The following is an 18,625-nucleotide window of genomic DNA, read 5'->3' as shown; positions in this document are numbered from 1 at the left end:
TGCCTCCGGTGGATGACCTCACGCAGTCGTGTGCGGGACGTTGGCGTGCTGCACTGCGGCACGCACCGGGGGCCATGCACCGCCGGCAGGGAGCTGCTGCTGCGTGCCGTGCATGGCCGTGATTCCCCTGCCGATCAGACCCGCTCGAAGATGCCGGCTGCGCCTTGGCCCATGCCCACGCACATCGTGACCATGCCGTACTTCAGCTTCTCGCGGCGCAGCGCGTGCACCACGGTGGCTGCGCGGATCGCGCCGGTCGCGCCGAGGGGGTGGCCCAGTGCAATGGCGCCGCCCATCGGGTTGACCTTCGACGGATCGAGCCCCAGCGTGTTCATCACCGCGAGCGATTGCGCGGCGAAGGCTTCGTTGAGCTCGAACCAGTCGATGTCTTCGTGCTTCAGGCCGGCGTAGCGCAGCGCAGCGGGAATCGCCTCGATCGGGCCGATGCCCATGATGTGCGGCGGCACGCCCTTGCTGGCGAAGCTCACGAAGCGTGCGAGCGGCGTGAGGCCGTACTGCTTGATGGCCTTCTCGCTCGCCAGGATCAGCGCGCCCGCGCCGTCGGAGGTCTGCGAGCTGTTGCCTGCCGTCACGGTGCCGCGCGCGGCGAACACGGTGCGCAGCTTGGCCAGGCCCTCGAGGCTGGTGTCGGGGCGCGCGCCTTCGTCCAGGCTCACGGTGCGGGTCTTGGCGATCGACTCACCGGTGGCCAGGTCCGGCGTGCGGTCGGTCACTTCGATCGGCGTGATCTCGTCGGCGAACTTGCCGGCGGCCTGTGCGGCCAGCGCCTTCTGGTGCGAGGCGAGTGCGAACGCGTCCTGCGCCTCGCGACTCACCTTCCACTGCTGCGCAACCTTCTCGGCCGTGAGGCCCATGCCGTAGGCGATGCCCACGTCGCCTTCGCGCTCGAAGATCGAGGGCGACAGCGAGGGCGAGTTGCCCATCATCGGCACCATGCTCATGCTCTCGACGCCGGCCGCGATCATCACGTCGGCCTCGCCGACACGGATGCGGTCGGCGGCCATCTGCACGGCCGACAGGCCGGAGGCGCAGAAGCGGTTCACGGTGATGCCGCCGATGCTGGTCGGCAGGCCGGCCAGCACCGCGCCGATGCGCGCGACGTTCAGGCCCTGCTGCGATTCGGGAATCGCGCAGCCGCAGATGATGTCTTCGATGGCCTTGGGGTCGAGGCCCGGCACGGCGGCGAGCGCCGCCTTCAGCGTGGTCGCGAGCAGATCGTCGGGACGGTAGTTGCGGAAATAGCCGCGGTGCGACTTGCCGATGGGCGTGCGGGTGGCGGAGACGATGTAGGCGTCTTGTACTTGCTTGCTGCTCATGAAATCTGTCCTTAGTTGCGCACTGGCTTGCCGGTGCTGAGCATGCCCATGATGCGTTCCTGCGTCTTGGGATGCACGATGAGCGAGCAGAACGCCTTGCGCTCCAGCGTCATCAGGTATTCCTCGGTCACGAGCGAGCCCGCGTCCACATCGCCGCCGGTGACCACGTTCGCGATCAGGCTGGCGATGTGGAAGTCGTGCGCGCTGATGAAGCCGCCGTCGCGCATGTTCACGAGCTGGCCCTTGATCGTCGCGGCGCCGCTGCGGCCCGCCACACGGAAGGTGCGGCGCAGCGGTGCGCGGTAGCCGGCGTCGGCCATGGCCTTGGCCTGCTGCAGCGCGACGTAGAGCAGTTCGTCCTTGTTCGGCACGATCACGTCGCTGTCGAGCAGGTAGCCCAGCTTCTTCGAATCGAGTGCGCCCGTGCCGACCTTCGCCATTGCCGCGGCGGTGAAGCCTTCGGTGAGGAAGGGCAGCAGGTCGGTGCCGGTGGAAGCCGATGCGTTCTCCGCCGCGCGACGTGCAATGTAGGTGAGGCCGCCCGCGCCGGGAATCAGGCCCACGCCCACTTCGACCAGGCCGATGTAGCTTTCCATCGCAGCCACGCGCTTGGCCGAATGCACGGCCAATTCGCAACCGCCGCCCAGTGCCATGCCGCGCACGGCCGAGACGACCGGGACGCTCGCATAGCGGATCTTGAGCATCACGTTCTGCAGCTCTTCTTCCGCGCCTTCGACCGCGCCGATACCGGCGACCACGAAGGCCGGCAGCATCGCCTGCAGGTCGGCGCCGACCGAGAACATCTCGTCGGGCGACCAGATCACCAGGCCCTTGTATTCAGCCTCGGCCAGTTCGACCGCGGCGCCCAGCGCCTCGGCCACGTCGGGGCTGATGGCGTGCATCTTCGAATGGATGCTCGCGATGAGCACTTCGCCGTCCAGCGTCCACACGCGCACATCGCCTTCGTCGCTGATGGTCGTGCCTGCGGTGTTCGCGTCCGCCGCGTTCGCGCCGAGCACGCTCTCGGGGAACAGCTGGCGGTCGTGCACCGGCAGCTTGCGTTGCGGCACGAACTGGCCCTGCGACGCGCTCCACGAACCTTCAGGCGTGTGCACGCCACCGGCCTTGGCCACGGCGCCTTCGAACACCCACTTGGGCAGCGGCACGGTGCTCAGCGCCTTGCCGGCGTCGATGTCTTCCTGAATCCACTTGGCGACCTGCGCCCAGCCGGCTTCCTGCCAAAGCTCGAACGGGCCCTGCTTCATGCCGAAGCCCCAGCGCATCGCGAAGTCGATGTCGCGCGCGCTCTCTGCGATGTCGGCCAGGTGCACCGCGGCGTAGTGGAAGCCGTCGCGCAGGATGGCCCAGAGGAACTGGCCCTGCGGTCCTTCGCTCTCGCGCAGCAGCTTCAGGCGCTCGCCCGCGGGCTTCTTGAGCATGCGGCCATACACCTCGTCGGCCTTGGCGCCGGCGGGCACGTAGTCGCCGCTCTTCAGGTCGAAGCGCAGGATGTCGCGGCCGACCTTCTTGAAGAAACCGGCCTTGGTCTTCTGGCCCAGGTTGCCCAGCTCGAGCAGCTTCGCAAGCACCGGCGGCGTCGCGAAGTTGGCGTAGAACGGATCGCTCTCGGCGTTCAGGTTGTCCTGCAGCGTCTTCACGACGTGGGCCATCGTGTCCAGGCCCACCACGTCGGCGGTGCGGAAGGTGCCCGAGCTGGCGCGGCCCAGCTTCTTGCCGGTGAGGTCGTCCACCACGTCGGGCGTCAGGCCGAACTTCTCGACTTCCTTCAGCGTGGCCAGCATGCCGGCGATGCCGACGCGGTTGGCGATGAAGTTGGGCGTGTCGTGCGCGCGCACCACGCCCTTACCGAGCGTGCTGGTGACGAAGGCTTCGAGGTCGTCGAGCACCTGCGGCTGCGTGGTGGGCGTGTTGATCAGCTCCACCAGGAACATGTAGCGCGGCGGGTTGAAGAAGTGAATGCCGCAGAAACGCGGCTTCAGGGCTTCAGGCAGTGCTTCGCTGAGCTTGGTGATCGACAGGCCCGAGGTGTTCGAGGCCAGGATCGAATGCTTGGCCACGTGCGGCGCGATCTTCTTGTACAGATCGAGCTTCCAGTCCATGCGCTCGGCAATGGCCTCGATGATGAGGTCGCACTCGCCGAGCTTGGCCAGGTCGTCGTCGTAGTTGGCCTGCTCGATCAGGCCCGCGTCGGCCACGTCGCCGAGCGGCGCGGGCTTGAGCTTCTTGAGGTTGTCGATGGCGCGCGTGACGATGCCGTTCTTCGCTGCACCTTGAGCGACCGCACCGGTCGCGTCTTTGGCAGCCAGGTCGAACAGCACGACAGGCACGCGCACGTTGACGAGGTGGGCGGCAATCTGCGCGCCCATCACGCCGGCGCCGAGCACGGCGACCTTCTTCACTTGAAATCGGGACATGTTGCTTGGTATTTCTTGGATGGGTTGCGTGCAGGTTTACTGCACACGGTTCCAGGTTTGGGTGCGCCAGAAGGGGCCGAGGTAGCCGCGCACTTCGAGCTTCTTGCCGCCGTCGATGGGCGTGAAGCTCGCGCGGTATTCCTTGCCGTTCTCGGGGTCGAGGATCTTCCCGCCTTCCCAGACGTCCTTGCCCTCGGCCTTCTTGCCGCCACGGACGATCTCCAGGCCCGCGATGGGCTTGCCCTTGCGGTCATCGGCGCATTCGTCGCAGGTGGCGTCGGGCTTGGTGTCTTTCTTCAACGACTTCTCGATGCGCCCGAGCAGCGCGCCGTTGGTTTCGGCGATACGGATTTCGGCCTTGGCCTCGCCGGTCTTGTCGTCGACGTTGCGCCACAGGCCCACCGGCGTGCTCTGGGCCATGGCCGAGACGGCGGTGACGGTGAACAAGACGGCTGCAAGCGTTGCTTTCATGAGCGGGCTCCCGGTGGGTCGATGAAGAAAGGCTGTGTGCGTCGCTTAAGCGAGTGCGGCGTCGGTGTCCATCAACACCTTGCTGCCGGCGCGCGCGGTGCGCATCAGCATCACGGTCTCGGGGAACAGCTTGGCGAAGTAGAAGCGTGCGGTCTGCAGCTTGGCGACGTAGAACGGATCGGTGTTGCCGGCCGCGATTTCGCGCAGGGCCACTTGCGCCATGCGGGCGAACAGGTAGCCGAACACGAAGTGGCCGGCCACGCGCAGGTAGTCGACGGCGGCGGCGCCCACTTCGTCGGGGTTCTGGAAGCCCTTGAAGCCGATCTCGGTGGTGAACTTGGTGAGTTGGTCGCCCAGCATCGCGATCGGGTTGATGAACTCGGCCATCTTCTCGTTCACGCCTTCTTCTTCCACCATCTTGGCGACGAGCTTGCCGAACTTCTTCAGCGAGGCGCCGTTGTTGCCCAGGATCTTGCGGCCCAGCAGGTCCAGCGACTGGATGGTGTTGGTGCCTTCATAGATCATGTTGATGCGGTTGTCGCGCACGAACTGCTCCATGCCCCATTCCTTGATGAAGCCATGGCCGCCGAAGACCTGCATGCACGAATTGGTCGCGATGTGGCCGTTGTCGGTGATGAAGGCCTTGACGATGGGCGTGAGCAGTGCGACCAGCTCGCCGGAGTCCTTGCGCACCTTTTCATCAGGATGGTTGTGCTCCTTGTCGAGCAGCAGCGTGCAGAAGATCTGCAGCGCGCGGCCGCCTTCGGCATACGCCTTGGCCGTGAGCAGCATCTTGCGCACGTCGGGGTGCACGATGATGGGGTCGGCTTCCTTGTCCTTGGCCTTCACGCCGGAGAGCGAGCGCATCTGGATGCGGTCCTTGGCGTAGGCCAGTGCATTTTGATAAGCCACTTCGGTCAGGCCGAGCGACTGGTTGCCCACGCCCAGGCGTGCGGCGTTCATCATCACGAACATCGCGGCCAGGCCCTTGTTGGGCTCGCCCACCAGCGTGCCGGTGGCGCCTTCGATCACGATCTGCGCGGTGGCGTTGCCGTGGATGCCCATCTTGTGCTCCAGGCCGGCGCAGAAGATCGGGTTGCGTTCGCCGAGCGAGCCGTCGGCCTTGACGTGGAACTTCGGCACCACGAACAGGCTGATGCCCTTGCTGCCCTTGGGCGCGTCCGGCAGGCGGGCCAGCACCAGGTGAATGATGTTGTCCGTCATGTCGTGCTCGCCGGCCGAGATGAAGATCTTGCTGCCGGTGATGCGGTAGGTGCCGTCCGCCTGCGGTTCGGCCTTGGTGCGCAGCAGGCCCAGGTCGGTGCCGCAATGGGGTTCGGTCAGGCACATGGTGCCGGTCCACTCACCGCTCGTGAGCTTGGGCAGGTAGGTCTTCTTCTGGTCGTCGGTGCCGTGGGCCTTGAGCGCTTCGTACGCGCCGTGCGAGAGGCCCGGGTACATGGTCCAGGCCTGGTTGGCGCTGTTGAGCATTTCGAACAGGCACTGGTTCACCACGAACGGCAGGCCCTGGCCGCCGAAGGCCGGGTCGCACGACAGCGCGGGCCAGCCGCCTTCGACGTACTTGGCGTAGGCGTCCTTGAAGCCGGTGGGCGTCTTCACTTCGTGCGTGGCCTTGTCGAGCACGCAGCCTTCTTCGTCGCCGCTGATGTTCAGCGGAAAGGTGACCTCGGCCGCGAACTTGCCGGCCTCTTCGATCACGGCGTTGATGGTGTCGGCGTCGGTCTCGGCGTGGGCCGGCAGTGCCTTGAGTTCCTCGGCGACGTTGAGCACTTCGTGCAGCACGAACTGCATGTCACGCACGGGGGGGTTGTAGGTAGGCATCCGGGACTCTCCTGGTCGAAGCTAGATAGATTGGAAAAAACGAAAACGGAAGAACGAAACGGGCGGCCGTGGCGCTCAGCGCACGGTCTTGAGCCGGCGCGTGCCGCGCGCAGCAGGCGCGGACTCGGCGGCATTGGAGGCAGGCGGCGCGTCCGGCGTGGCGGCGCGCGCGAGGATGTTGTCGAAGCCGACGTTGGCGCGGCCGATGGAGCCGGGCACCTGCAGGAAGCGGGCTTCGTAGTGCAGCGCGAGGATCAGGCCGTGGATCTCGAACCCGACCTGGCGCTCGTCGGCGTCAGCGCGCAGGTGGCCTTCGGTCTTCGATTGCACGATGGCGCGCAGCACGGCGGCCTGCCAGATGCTGACCGACTCGACCAGCGCATCGCGCACCGGACCCGGGCGGTCGTCGAATTCGGAGGCGCCGCTGATGTAGATGCAGCCCGAGTCGATTTCGGTCGAGGTGCGCTTCATCCAGTTGGCGAACATGGCGCGCAGGCGCGGCAGGCCGCGCGGGGCCGTCAGAGCGGGGAAGAACACTTCCTGCTCGAAGCGCGCGTGGTACTCGCGCACCACGGAAATCTGCAGCTCTTCGCGCGAGCCGAAGTGGGCGAACACGCCCGACTTGCTCATCTTGGTGATCTCGGCCACGGCGCCGATCGACAGGCCCTCGAGCCCGATCTGCGCGGCCAGCGCCAGCGCGGCGTCGACGATGATGGCCTTGGTCTGCTGGCCTTTGGGGGCGGCGCGGGCCGGCTTGGCGGGAACGGCGGTGGCAGACATCGTGAAAGCTCCGAATAAAACGAACGGTCGTTCTATTTTGCAGGGGCTTTGCACTTTTGACCGCAAATGACCTTGGGCGGCGCTGGGTTAATGAAGGTTAACCGGGGCAAGGGGCGACCGCCAGAGGGTCGCACCCTTGCCCGGCGCGCTCAGAAATCCTGCGACACGGGCCGCAGCACGACCTCGTTGATGTCCACGTTGGCCGGCTGCTCCACCGCGTAGACGATGGCGCGCGCCACCGAGTCGGCGGGGATCTGGTTGGCGTCGTAGAAGGCCTTCAGGCCGGCGGCGCTCTCGGCGTCGCTGCTGCCGAGCTTCAGTTCCGAGTCCACGGCGCCGGGCGACACGATGGTCACGCGCACGCCGCTGTTGCCCACCTCCACGCGCAGGCCCTCGGAGATGGCGCGCACCGCGTGCTTGGTCGCGCTGTAGACGGTGCCGATGGGCGTGAACACCTTGAGCCCGGCAATCGACGCAACGTTCACGATGTGGCCACTGCCCTGCGCCTGCATGCGCGGCAGCACGGCGGCAATGCCGTAGAGCACGCCCTTGATGTTGACGTCGATGGTGCGGTCCCACTCGTCGACCTTGAGCTTGTCGAGGGGCGACAGCGGCATCACGCCCGCGTTGTTGACCAGCACGTCGATGCGGCCGAAGGCCTCGACCGTGACGGCGGCGAGCTTTTCGAGATCGGCGCGCTTGGCCACGTCGGTGGCCACAGCGATGGCTTCGCCGCCGGCCTCGCGGATCTCGGCGACGACTTTGTCGAGCCGGTCGGTGCGGCGGGCCGCGAGCACCACCTTGGCGCCGCGTGCGGCCAGGTGGCGCGCGGTCGATTCGCCCAGGCCGCTGCTCGCGCCGGTGACGATGGCGACCTTGCCTTGGATGTTGTCTTGAACGGAGGTCATGAAGATTTCCTTTGGGGTGTGTTGAAGAAGTGCATGCAGTGTGGAAAATCCACGCGTTCCAGTAAATGAAACTCTGGCGACTTCAGAATTCCCAAACGAGGAACACCCCATGTCCAACCGCCTCGAAGCCCTGCGCGTGTTCTTCACCGCTGCCGATGCCGCCAACTTCCGCGAGGCGGCCGTGCGCCTGTCGGTGTCGCCGCAGGTGGTGACGCGTGCCGTGCGCGAACTCGAAGAAGAACTGGGCGAGCCGCTCTTTCACCGCAGCACGCGCGGCGTGCAGCTCACCGATTTCGGGCGGCAACTCGCCGAGCGCGCTCGCATCGCGGTGGGCGGTGTCGACGAGCTCTTTCATCGCATCGACCGGCGCGCGCTGTCGCAGCACGCGGGCACGGTGCGGGTCACGGCGCCGCATGTGTACGGCCGGCTCATTCCGCAAGCGCTGGCGCCGCTGCTGGTGGCGCATCCGGGGCTGGTGCTCGACCTGCGGCTGTCGGAGCAGCATGCCGATGTGGTCGATCAGCAGATCGACATCGGCGTGCGCGTCGGACCGATGCGCGACGCGCGCTTCGTGGCACGAAGTGTGGGAAAGATGCCGCTGCGCGTGGTGGCCTCACCGGCGCTCATCGAGCGGGTCGGCACGCCGCGCACCGTGGATGCGCTGGCCAAGCTGCCGGTGACCGCGCTGATCGACCGCAGCTCGGGCCGGCCCTGGCCCTGGGCGTTCAGCAAGAAGCGGGTGTTCACCGTGTCGTCGCCCGCGTTCGTGACGGACAACATCGACGCCGAATGCGCCGCGGTGCTGGCGGGCATCGGCTTCGGCCAGCTCATCGGCCCGCTGGCGGAGCCGTGGCTGCAATCAGGCGCGATGGTGGAGGTGCTGGCGGCCGATGCGCCGGAGCCCTGGCCGGTCCACGTCTACCGCCCGCAGCGCGCGCCGGTGCCGGCGCGCGTGCGGTTGGTGTACGACGAGCTGATCCGCGTGATCAGAGCTTGAAGGGCAGCACTTCCTGGCGCTGCTCGCCCAGGCCTTCGATGCCCAGCGTCATCACGTCGCCCTTCTTCAGGTACAGCGGCGGCTTCATGCCCATGCCGACGCCGGGCGGCGTGCCGGTGGTGATCACGTCGCCGGGCATCAGCGTCATGAACTGGCTCACGTAGCTCACGAGCTTGGCCACGCTGAAGATCATGGTCTTGGTGCTGCCCGTTTGCACGCGCTGGCCGTTGAGGTCGAGCCACATGGCGAGCTTTTGCGGGTTCTCGATCTCGTCGCGCGTGACGAGCCACGGGCCGAGGGGGCCGAAGGTGTCGCAGCCCTTGCCCTTGTCCCAGGTGCCGCCGCGCTCGATCTGGAACTCGCGCTCGCTCACGTCGTTGATGGTGCAGTAGCCGGCCACGTAGTCGAGTGCGCTCTTCTGCGAGACGTAGCGCGCCTTCGTGCCGATGACCACGCCGAGCTCGACTTCCCAGTCGGACTTGACCGAGCCCTTGGGCAGCATGACCGGGTCGTTCGGACCCTGGATGCAGCTCGTGGCCTTCATGAAGACGATGGGTTCCTTGGGCACCGGCAGGCCCGATTCGGCGGCGTGGTCGGCGTAGTTCAGGCCGATGGCGATGAACTTGCCGACGTTGGCCACGGGGCTACCGAGGCGCGGCTTGCCCTTGACCAGCGGCAGCTTGTCGACCTTGGTCTTGCGCAGCTTGGCAATGGCGGCATCGCTCAGTTGCTCGGGACCGATGTCCTTGACGATGGCGCTCAGGTCGCGCAGCTTGCCTTCTGCGTCGATGAGGCCGGGCTTCTCTTTGCCGGGGTTGCCATAGCGGACGAGTTTCATGCTTTCCTTTCAGTGCATTGAAAAATCAATAGGTAGAGCGGCCACCGGACAGGTCGAAGACCGCGCCGGTGGAGAACGAACAATCTTCGGTGCAAAGCCAGCCGACCAGCGCGGCCACTTCTTCCACCGTGCCGAAACGGCCCATCGGGATTTTCGACAGCATGAACGCGACGTGCTCGGGCGTCATCTGGTCGAAGATGGCGGTCTTCACCGCGGCGGGCGTCACGCAGTTCACGCGGATGCCGGTGTCGGCCAGTTCCTTGCCGAGCGACTTGGTGAGCCCGATCACCGCCGCCTTGCTTGCGCTGTAGGCGCTGGCGTTGGGGTTGCCTTCTTTCCCCGCGACGGAGGCGATGTTGACGATGCGGCCTTCACCGTTCGTGCCCTGCTTGCGCATCTGCGCCACCACCTCGCGGCAGCACAGGAACACGCCGTTGACGTTGACCTCCATCACCTGGCGCCAGTCGTCCACCGGGTAGTCCCACAGCTTGACGTTGGGCCCGGTGATGCCGGCGCTGTTGACCAGCGCATCGATGCGCGGCGCGTGCGCGAGCGTGGCGGCCACGGCTTTCGCAACCGAAGGCTGCTGCGTCACGTCGACCTTCAGTGCGAAGGCCTTGGCGCCGAGCGCTTCGGCCGCGCGCCCGGCGGCAGCCTCGTCGCGGTCCCACAGCGTGACGCTGCCGCCCGAGGCGACGAGCCGCTGCGCGATGCCGAAGCCCAGCCCCGTGGCACCGCCGGTGACCACCGCGTGGCGGCCTTCGAAATCGAGCCGGTTCATATCGTGATGCCGCCGTCGACGGTGAAGTACTGGCCGGTGGCGAAGATGGATTCGTCGCTGGCCAGGAACACCACCACCGGCGCGATCTCCTCGGCCTGCGCGAGCCGGCCCATGGGCTGGCGCGCCACGAAGGCCTTGCGCGCGGCCTCGGGGTCGGCGTTGGCGTTGATGCGATCGCCCAGCGAGGGCGTGTCGACCGTGCCCGGGCACACGGCATTGCAGCGGATGCCGCGTGCCACGTAGTCGGCCGCGACGCTCTTGGTGAGGCCGAGCACGGCCGCCTTGGTGGTGCCGTAGACAAAGCGGTTGGGCAGGCCCTTCATGCTGGAGCACACGCTGGCCATGTTGATGATGCTGCCGCGCCCAGCCGCGAGCATGCCGGGCAGCACGGCCTGGATGGCCCACATCTGCGCGCGCACGTTGAGGCGGAAGGCAAAGTCGAGGTCGTCGTCGCTGGCCTGCTCGATGGTGCCGTTGTGCACCACGCCCGCGCAGTTGAACAGCACGTCGAGCGCGGGCAGCTGCGCCACGACCGCGCCGATGGCCGCCTTGTCGAGCACGTCGAGCTTCAGGGCCGTGACGTTCGCCACGCCGGCGTAGGCCGCCAGCAGCTGCTCGTTGACGTCGGTGGCCCACACATGGGCGCCCTCGGCCGCGAGCGCCAGCACGCTGGCGCGGCCGATGCCCTGGCCGGCGGCGGTGACGAGCACGGTCTTTCCCTTCAATCTCATGGTCGGTGTCTCCTGGGGGTTCGCAAGTGCGGGGGGTGGATTCGGGTTAGGCCCGATGGGTGACATGTGTGAATCGCCGTATTCTGAATTGGCCTTACCACTTGTCCAATTCAGGACAACCCTTAAGCCGATCCACCGCCCCGCCCGCCACCTGCCCTGCTCCCGTGCCGCTCCAGACCGTCGAACCCCAACGCCTTTATCGCCAGATTGCCGACCAGCTCCGGGGGCTGATCGCCAAGGGCGAGTTCGACGTGGGCGCGCGCCTGCCCGCCGAGCGCGACCTCGCCAAGCAGCTCGGCGTGAGCCGGCCGTCGGTGCGCGAGGCGCTCATTGCGCTGGAGGTCGAGGGCTGGGTCGAGGTGCGCACCGGTTCGGGCGTGTACGTGCTCGACCGCTCGCACCGTGCCAGCGCGCCGGTGGCGCCCACCGAATGGGGGCCGCTTGAGCTGATCCGCGCGCGCCGCGTGATCGAGGGCGAGACCGCCGCCATCGCCGCGCTCTCGGGCAAGCGCAAGGACGTCGACGCGATGACGCGCGCCATCGCCACCATGCGCGAGATGGCCGACCGCAACGTCATGCCGCTGGACGGCGACCGCGCCTTTCACCTGGCCATCGTCGGCGCCAGCGGCAACGTGGTGCTGGTCGAGACGGTGCAGGGCTTCTGGGATTCGCGTCGCGGGCCGATCTTCACGCGGCTGGGCGGCTACTTCGAGACCGTGACCTCATGGCGCGCCGCCATCGCCGAGCACGAGGCGATTCGCGATGCCATTGCCGCGCGCGACGCCGAGACCGCGCGCACCGCGATGCACGCGCACATGGACAACTCGCACCACCGTTTCAGCGCGAGCTGGCGCCGCGCAAAGCCCTCCTGATTCCTCGCCAGCATTCCTGCCCATTAACTACAACGGAGACAAGCCACATGATCAGCAGCAAGAACAGCAAACGCACCGCCCTCAAGGCCCTGGCCGCCTGCGCCCTCGCAGCCGGCGCATTGGGCGTGACGGGCATCGCCAGCGCACAGACCAAGCTCAAGTGGGCCCACGTGTACGAGACCTCGGAGCCTTTCCACAAGTACTCGGTGTGGGCCGGCGACGAGATCAAGAAACGCACCAACGGCCGCTACGAGGTGCAGGTGTTCCCGGCCTCCACGCTGGGCAAAGAGGCCGACATCAACCAGGGCCTGACGCTGGGCACGGTCGACATCATTCTGTCGGGCGCAAGCTTCGCGGGCCGCACCTACACGCCGCTGGCGATCTCGTACTTCCCGTTCATCTTCCGCGACGCCGAGCACCAGCTCAAGTACGCCAAGAGCGACGTGTTCAAGGAGCTGGCCAAGGGCTACGACGACAAGAGCGGCAACCACATCACGGCGCTCAGCTACTACGGCGCGCGCCACGTCACCTCGAGCGCCGCGCGCCCCGTGGCCAAGCCCGAGGACATGAAGGGCCTGAAGATCCGCGTGCCCGACGCACCGGCCTACCTGGCGTTCCCGAAATCGCTGGGCGCCAACCCGACGCCGATCGCCTTTGCCGAGGTGTACCTGGCGCTGCAGAACAACACGGTCGATGCGCAGGAGAACCCGCTGCCGACCATCGAGGCCAAGAAGTTCTTCGAGGTGCAGAAGAACATCTCGCTCACCGGCCACATCGTCGACTCGCTGCTCACCATCACCTCGGGCCAGCTGTGGACCAAGCTCTCGGCAGAAGACAAGAAGATCTTCACCGAGGTGATGCAGGAAGCCGCCGAGAAGACCGGCCGCGAAATCATCGCGTCGGAAGCGCGCCTGGTGGAAGAGTTCAAGAAGAAGGGCAACAACGTGATCACGGTCGACAAGAACGCGTTCCGTGAAGCGGTGCTGAAAGCCACCAAGCCCACCGACCAGGGCTACCGCCAGCAGGACTACGACCGCATCCTGGCGATCAAGTAAGCGAAGCGGCCATGACCGAACAGAAGATCATCGACGACGAGGGCCACTTCCATGCGGAGGACGAAGTGGTCGACCTGTCGGACACCATCGCCGAAGGCTGGATCTCCCTGGCCGTCTTCTGGCTGCTGGGCCTGACGGTGTTCTACCAGTTCGTCACGCGCTACGTGATGAACGACTCGGCCGCCTGGACGGAAGAAGTGGCGCGCTACCTGCTCATCGGCGTGGTCTTCGTCGGCGCGGCGATCGGCGTGGCGAAGAACAACCAGATCCAGGTCGACTTCTTCTACCGCCACATGCCGCGCGCGATGGGCCGCCTGCTCTCGATGGCCGTCGACGTGCTGCGCACCGCCTTCTTCGTCGCGGCCGTCGTCATGACGGTGCAGATGATGATGAAGATCGGCAACCAGACGCGCATGACGCTCGTCGACCTGCCGATGAACGTGGTGTACGCGCTGTGCGTGTTCGGCTTCGCCGCGATGGCGTGGCGTTCGCTGCAGGTGCTGCGCATCCACTGGCAGCGCGGCTACAGCGTGCTCGAACAACCCGAATCCACCCTGCACGACCGCTGACGCGGACCCCACCGCCACACAGACGCAGGCGCGGTCCTGCGACACAACCCCATGCTGAAAATCATCTTCCTGTTCTTCATGGCCGGCGGCATCCCCGTGGCCGTTGCCATGGCCGGCGCTTCGCTGGTCTACATCCTCGTGAGCGACAGCACGCTGCCGCCGTTCGTGGTGATCCACCGCATGGTGAGCGGCATCGACAGCTTTCCGCTGCTGGCCGTGCCCTTCTTCATCCTGGCCGGCAACCTGATGAACAACGCCGGCATCACCACGCGCATCTACAACTTCGCGCTGGCGCTCGTGGGCTGGCTCAAGGGCGGCCTGGGCCATGTGAACGTGCTGGGCTCGGTGATCTTCGCGGGCATGAGCGGCACGGCCATTGCCGACGCGGCCGGCCTGGGCACCATCGAGATCAAGGCCATGAAGGAGCACGGCTACTCCACCGAGTTCGCGGTGGGCGTGACGGCCGCCTCGGCCACGCTGGGCCCGATCATTCCGCCGAGCCTGCCCTTCGTGATCTACGGAATGATGGCCAACGTGTCGGTGGGCGCGCTGTTTCTCGCGGGCCTGCTGCCGGGCGTGATGATGGCCGTGCTGATGATGCTCACGGTGGCCTACTACGCGCACAAGAACAAGTGGGGCGCCGACGTCAAGTTCTCGCGCACGCGCCTGTTCAAGGCGCTGATGGAGCTGGTCGTGGTGATCGGCTGGCCCATGCTGATGTGGCTGCTGGTGGCCAAGCTGGGCACGCCGCCGCAGCTCACGGTGTTCGCGGGGCTGGCCTCGCTCTTCGTGCTCGACAAGATCTTCAGCTTCGAGGCGCTGCTGCCCATCATGACGCCGGTGCTGCTCATCGGCGGCATGACCACGGGCCTGTTCACGCCCACCGAAGGCGCCATTGCGGCCTGCGTGTGGGCCATGATCCTGGGCTTCGCGTGGTACCGCACGCTGTCGTGGAAGATGTTCATCAAGGTCTGCCTGGACACCATCGAGACCACGAGCACGGTCCTGTTCATCGTGGCGGCGGCGTCGATCTTCGGCTGGATGCTCACGGCCACGGGCGTCACCACCGACATCGCGAGCTGGGTGCTGGGCTTCACCAAGGACGCGTGGGTGTTCCTGCTGCTGGCCAACCTGCTGATGCTGTTCGTGGGCTGCTTCCTGGAGCCGACGGCGGCCATCACCATCCTCGTGCCGATCCTGCTGCCCATTGCGACGCAGCTCGGCGTGGACCCGATTCACTTCGGCCTCGTGATGGTGCTCAACCTCATGATCGGCCTGCTGCACCCGCCGATGGGCATGGTGCTGTTCGTGCTGGCGCGCGTGGCGGGCCTGAGCTTCGAGCGCACGACGATGGCCATCCTGCCCTGGCTGGTGCCGCTGCTGCTGAGCCTGGGCCTCATCACCTACATGCCCAAGCTCGTGCTGTGGCTGCCCAAGATGTTCTATTGACCATGACCCCCTACATCCGACTCCATCCCGCCGACGACGTCGTCATCGCGCGTTCGCAACTGCTCGGCGGCACGCTCGTCGAGAACGTGGCCGTGCGCGGCCTGATCCCGCCGGGCCACAAGATCGCCATGCGCGCCATCGCGCAGGGCGAACCGGTGCGCCGCTACAACCAGATCATCGGTTTCGCGAGCAAGCCCATCGCCGCCGGCGAGCACGTGCACACGCAGAATTTGGACATGGGGCCCGACAAGGGAGACTTCGAGCGCGACTACGCCTTCGGTGCGGATGTGAAGCCCGCGCCCGCCAAGCGCGAGGCGACGTTCATGGGCATCAAGCGCGCAGATGGTCGCGTGGCCACGCGCAACTACATCGGCGTGCTGACCAGCGTGAACTGCTCGGCCACGGCCGCACGCGCCATTGCCGATCACTTCTCGCGCAAGACCAATCCGCAGGCGCTCGCGGCGTTTCCGAACGTCGATGGCATCGTCGCGCTGACGCACGGCACCGGCTGCGGCATGGACACGCAGGGCATGGGCATGCAGATCCTGGAGCGCACGCTCACGGGCTATGCCACGCACCCGAACTTCGCGGGCGTGCTGGTGGTCGGCCTCGGCTGCGAGGCCAACCAGATCAATGCGTGGCTCGCGACGGGGCACCTGGCCGAGGGCGAGAACTTCCGCACCTTCAACATCCAGGACACGGGCGGCACGCGCAAGACGGTCGAGAAGGGCGTGGCGCTCATCAACGAGATGCTGCCGCGCGCCAATGCGGTCAAGCGCGAGCCGTGCAGCGCGGCGCACATCACCATCGGCCTGCAGTGCGGCGGTTCCGACGGCTACTCGGGCATCAGCGCGAACCCGGCGCTCGGCGCGGCAGTCGACCTGCTGGTGGCGCACGGCGGCACGGCCATCCTCAGCGAGACGCCCGAGGTGTACGGCGCCGAGCACCTGCTGACGCGCCGCGCGGTGAAGCGCGAGGTGGGCCAGAAGCTCGTGGACCGCATCAAGTGGTGGGAGCACTACACCGAGATCAACGAGGGCGAGATGAACAACAACCCCTCGCCGGGCAACAAGGCGGGCGGGCTCACGACGATCCTCGAGAAGTCGCTGGGCGCGGTCGCCAAGGGCGGCACCAGCAACCTCGAAGCGGTGTACGAGTACGCGGAGCCCGTCACCGCGCACGGCTTCGTCTACATGGACACGCCGGGCTACGACCCGGTGAGCGCCACGGGCCAGGTGGCCGGCGGCGCGAACCTGATCTGCTTCACGACGGGGCGCGGCTCGGCCTACGGCTGCGCGCCCTCGCCGTCGCTCAAGCTCGCGACCAACTCGGCGCTGTGGCAGCGGCAGGAAGAAGACATGGACATCAACTGCGGCGAAATCGTCGACGGCACGGCCTCGATTGCGGAGATGGGCCAGCGCATCTTCGAGCTGGTGCTGGCCACCGCGTCGGGCGCGCAGTCGAAGAGCGAACAGCACGGCTACGGGCAGAACGAGTTCGTGCCGTGGCAGGTCGGCGCGGTGATGTGAGGCCCGCGCAGCCCATGCCCGCCCTTCCCTTCGGCTACGCCATCCCATTGAACGCACGAGGAGCCTGATCCATGTCCAGAACACTGCCGGCCGACGGCCTGCAAACCAATGTCGCCCGCATCCTCGAAGCCGCAGGCAGCACGGCCGCCGAGGCGCAGCAGGTGGCCGCCAACCTCGTGCTGGCCAACCTCAGCGGGCACGACTCGCACGGCGTGGGCATGCTGCCGCGCTACATCGACGCAGTGGCCGAGGGCGGGCTGACGCCGAACGCTTCAGTGAAGATCAACCTCGACATCGGCACGCTGATGGGCCTGGACGGCCAACACGGCTTCGGGCAGATCGTCGGCGTGCAGGCGATGGAGCTCGGCATTGCGCGCGCGAAGCAGCACGGCAGTTGCATCTTCACGCTCGCGAACGCGCACCACCTGGGGCGCATCGGTCACTTCGCCGAGATGGCGACGGCGCAGGGGCTGGTGGCGATGCACTTCGTCAACGTGCTCTCGCGGCCCGTGGTCGCGCCCTGGGGCGGCGGCGACGGGCGCTTCGGCACCAACCCGTGCTGCATCGGCATTCCGCTCGCGGGCGCCGAGCCCTTCGTGCTCGACTACGCCACCAGCCGCGTGGCGCAGGGCAAGATGCGCGTGGCCCACAACAAGGGCGAGCAGGTGCCCGACGGCTACCTCATCGACGAACGCGGCGCGCCCACCAACGACCCGGGCGTGGTCGTCGTGCCGCAAGGCAACGGCCTGTTCGGTGCGCTCATGACCTTCGGCGAGCACAAGGGCTACGGCATGGCGGTGGCCTGCGAGCTGCTGGGCGGCGCGCTCACGGGCGGCGGCACCTGGCACCGGCCTGCAGACACGGCGCGCACGGTGCTGAACGGCATGCTGACGGTGCTGATCGACCCCGTGAAGCTCGGCACGCAGAAGGCCTTCGACGACGAGGCGCGCGAGTTCATCGACTGGCTGCGGCAAAGCCCGCCGGGCCAAGGCTTCGAGGCCGTGCAGATCGCGGGCGAGCCGGAGCGCCAGGCGCGCGCGGCACGCCGGCGCGACGGCGTGTGGGTCGATGACGCGACCTGGGGCGAGATCGTCGCCGCCGGTGCCAAGGTGGGCGTGGCCGTTGGCTAAGGTCGCCGCGCCGCGTTGCGCGACTTCTGACTCAGCACCAGTGCGATGCCGCCGAGGATCGCCGCCGAGGCGAGCGCCAGCCGCGGCGTGATCGCCTCCGACAGGAACAGCACGCCGCCGAACGCCGCCAGCAGCGGCACCGACAGCTGCACGGTCGCCGCGCGCAAGGCCGACAGGCGGCCCAGCGCCGCGTACCAGACCACGTAGCCGAGCCCCGAAGTCAGCGCGCCGGAGGCCACGGCCAGCGCAATGCCACGCGCATCGGCGTGCGCGCGCGTGGCGAACACCAGGCTCAGCGCGAAGGCCATCGGCACCGCGCGCAGGAAGTTGCGCGCGGTCGCGGCCAACGGGTCGGCCACGCCCCGGCCGCGCAGCGAATACACGCCCCATGCCACGCCCGCCACCGCCATCAGCACGGCGCCGAGCAGTGGCGGCGCGGCAACGCCCGGCGACACCAGGTAGACGAGTCCGGCCGCCGCGAGGACAAAGCCGAACCACGCCAGCACCCCGAAGCGCTCGCCGCCACCCAGGCCCGCGCCCAGCATCGTGAGCTGCACCGCGCCGAAGAGGATCAGCGCGCCCGTGCCCGCGGACAGGCTCAGGTAGGCGAAGGAGAAGAACGCGACGTAGGCGAACAGCATGACGGCGGGTAGCCAGCTGGTGCGCCCGAGGGCCGACGGCGTCGCCCGGAAGCGCACGACGAGCGCGAGCGTGATCGCCCCGGATGCGAGCCGGATGCTGCCGAAGCTGGCGGGGTCGATGCCGCCGTGCTGCAGCGCGAGTCGGCACAGCAGCGAGTTGGCCGCGAACGCGATCATGGCGACTGCGGTGAGCGCGACGACGTGCAGAAGAAGGGCCGGGCGGGCAGCGGCGGCGTCAGACATGGCGCGCCCCGGAAGGC

Annotated in this window: 17 protein-coding genes; 7 read left to right on the top strand and 10 right to left on the bottom strand. The window is 67.4% G+C overall.

From position 1 onward, the window contains the following. Positions 1-134: 134 nt before the first annotated feature. The 6 genes from IG196_RS02395 to IG196_RS02370 all read right to left on the bottom strand — a co-directional run bounded on the left by IG196_RS02395 (position 135) and on the right by IG196_RS02370 (position 7,773). Positions 135-1,337, bottom strand: a complete 1,203-nt coding sequence (locus tag IG196_RS02395) for an acetyl-CoA C-acyltransferase (protein ID WP_192194881.1) — start codon at positions 1,335-1,337, stop codon at positions 135-137. Positions 1,338-1,348: 11 nt separating this feature from the next. Further along, on the bottom strand, positions 1,349-3,772 hold the full coding sequence (locus IG196_RS02390) for a 3-hydroxyacyl-CoA dehydrogenase/enoyl-CoA hydratase family protein (RefSeq protein ID WP_192194880.1): 2,424 nt from the start codon (positions 3,770-3,772) through the stop codon (positions 1,349-1,351). 36 nt (positions 3,773-3,808) lie between these two features. Then, positions 3,809-4,243, bottom strand: coding sequence for a DUF2147 domain-containing protein (locus IG196_RS02385; RefSeq protein WP_192194879.1), 435 nt, complete (start codon positions 4,241-4,243; stop codon positions 3,809-3,811). Between the two features lie 45 nt (positions 4,244-4,288). Further along, on the bottom strand, positions 4,289-6,085 hold the full coding sequence (locus IG196_RS02380; RefSeq protein ID WP_192194878.1) for an acyl-CoA dehydrogenase C-terminal domain-containing protein: 1,797 nt from the start codon (positions 6,083-6,085) through the stop codon (positions 4,289-4,291). Positions 6,086-6,160: 75 nt separating this feature from the next. Further along, positions 6,161-6,865, bottom strand: a complete 705-nt coding sequence (locus IG196_RS02375; protein ID WP_099794962.1) for a TetR/AcrR family transcriptional regulator — start codon at positions 6,863-6,865, stop codon at positions 6,161-6,163. A 149-nt stretch (positions 6,866-7,014) separates the two neighbouring features. Further along, a complete protein-coding gene (locus tag IG196_RS02370) occupies positions 7,015-7,773 on the bottom strand; it encodes an SDR family oxidoreductase (protein ID WP_192194877.1) in 759 nt (252 codons plus the stop codon). Between the two features lie 109 nt (positions 7,774-7,882). On the opposite strand from IG196_RS02370, the gene IG196_RS02365 reads away from it, so the two are divergent. Beyond that, positions 7,883-8,770: a LysR family transcriptional regulator gene (locus IG196_RS02365; protein WP_192194876.1), complete on the top strand. Its 888-nt coding sequence runs from the start codon at positions 7,883-7,885 to the stop codon at positions 8,768-8,770. On the opposite strand, the gene IG196_RS02360 is transcribed toward IG196_RS02365, so the two are convergent. The 3 genes from IG196_RS02360 to IG196_RS02350 are packed head-to-tail and all read right to left on the bottom strand — an operon-like array spanning position 8,760 to position 11,120. After that, complete coding sequence (locus IG196_RS02360; RefSeq protein WP_192194875.1) at positions 8,760-9,608, bottom strand: fumarylacetoacetate hydrolase family protein; 849 nt, start codon at positions 9,606-9,608, stop codon at positions 8,760-8,762. The genes IG196_RS02365 and IG196_RS02360 overlap by 11 nt on opposite strands. Positions 9,609-9,633: 25 nt before the next feature. Continuing rightward, positions 9,634-10,389, bottom strand: a complete 756-nt coding sequence (locus IG196_RS02355) for an SDR family NAD(P)-dependent oxidoreductase (RefSeq protein ID WP_192194873.1) — start codon at positions 10,387-10,389, stop codon at positions 9,634-9,636. Continuing rightward, entirely contained in the window at positions 10,386-11,120 is a 735-nt protein-coding gene (locus IG196_RS02350; RefSeq protein WP_192194871.1) for an SDR family oxidoreductase, read from the bottom strand. The genes IG196_RS02355 and IG196_RS02350 overlap by 4 nt, the downstream gene beginning before the upstream one ends. Before the next feature lie 164 nt (positions 11,121-11,284). Here IG196_RS02350 and IG196_RS02345 point away from each other — a divergent pair, with 164 nt between their 5' ends. The 6 genes from IG196_RS02345 to IG196_RS02320 all read left to right on the top strand — a co-directional run bounded on the left by IG196_RS02345 (position 11,285) and on the right by IG196_RS02320 (position 17,724). Then, positions 11,285-11,992, top strand: a complete 708-nt coding sequence (locus tag IG196_RS02345; protein ID WP_192194870.1) for a FadR/GntR family transcriptional regulator — start codon at positions 11,285-11,287, stop codon at positions 11,990-11,992. A gap of 47 nt (positions 11,993-12,039) precedes the next feature. Beyond that, positions 12,040-13,047: a sialic acid TRAP transporter substrate-binding protein SiaP gene (locus IG196_RS02340; protein ID WP_101488583.1), complete on the top strand. Its 1,008-nt coding sequence runs from the start codon at positions 12,040-12,042 to the stop codon at positions 13,045-13,047. Between the two features lie 11 nt (positions 13,048-13,058). Continuing rightward, the gene (locus tag IG196_RS02335) at positions 13,059-13,616 is read left to right on the top strand and encodes a TRAP transporter small permease (RefSeq protein WP_192194868.1); all 558 of its coding nucleotides are present in this window, start codon (positions 13,059-13,061) and stop codon (positions 13,614-13,616) included. Between the two features lie 51 nt (positions 13,617-13,667). Then, positions 13,668-15,065 carry a TRAP transporter large permease gene (locus tag IG196_RS02330; protein ID WP_192194866.1) on the top strand — a complete coding sequence of 466 codons (1,398 nt, stop codon included), beginning with the start codon at positions 13,668-13,670 and terminating at the stop codon, positions 15,063-15,065. A 2-nt stretch (positions 15,066-15,067) separates the two neighbouring features. Further along, entirely contained in the window at positions 15,068-16,594 is a 1,527-nt protein-coding gene (locus tag IG196_RS02325) for a UxaA family hydrolase (RefSeq protein WP_192194864.1), read from the top strand. Between the two features lie 71 nt (positions 16,595-16,665). Beyond that, positions 16,666-17,724 carry a malate/lactate/ureidoglycolate dehydrogenase gene (locus IG196_RS02320; protein ID WP_192194863.1) on the top strand — a complete coding sequence of 353 codons (1,059 nt, stop codon included), beginning with the start codon at positions 16,666-16,668 and terminating at the stop codon, positions 17,722-17,724. Here the strand turns inward: IG196_RS02320 and IG196_RS02315 are convergent. Further along, entirely contained in the window at positions 17,721-18,608 is an 888-nt protein-coding gene (locus tag IG196_RS02315; protein ID WP_192194862.1) for a DMT family transporter, read from the bottom strand. The two genes, IG196_RS02320 and IG196_RS02315, sit on opposite strands and share 4 nt — an antisense overlap. Positions 18,609-18,625 lie beyond the last annotated feature (17 nt).

The sequence above is a fragment of the Variovorax sp. 38R genome (assembly GCF_014843395.1).
Classification (GTDB): domain Bacteria; phylum Pseudomonadota; class Gammaproteobacteria; order Burkholderiales; family Burkholderiaceae_C; genus Variovorax; species Variovorax paradoxus_H.
Note: the sequence above shows the minus strand (reverse complement) of the source record. Positions and strands in the feature narration are given on the sequence as shown.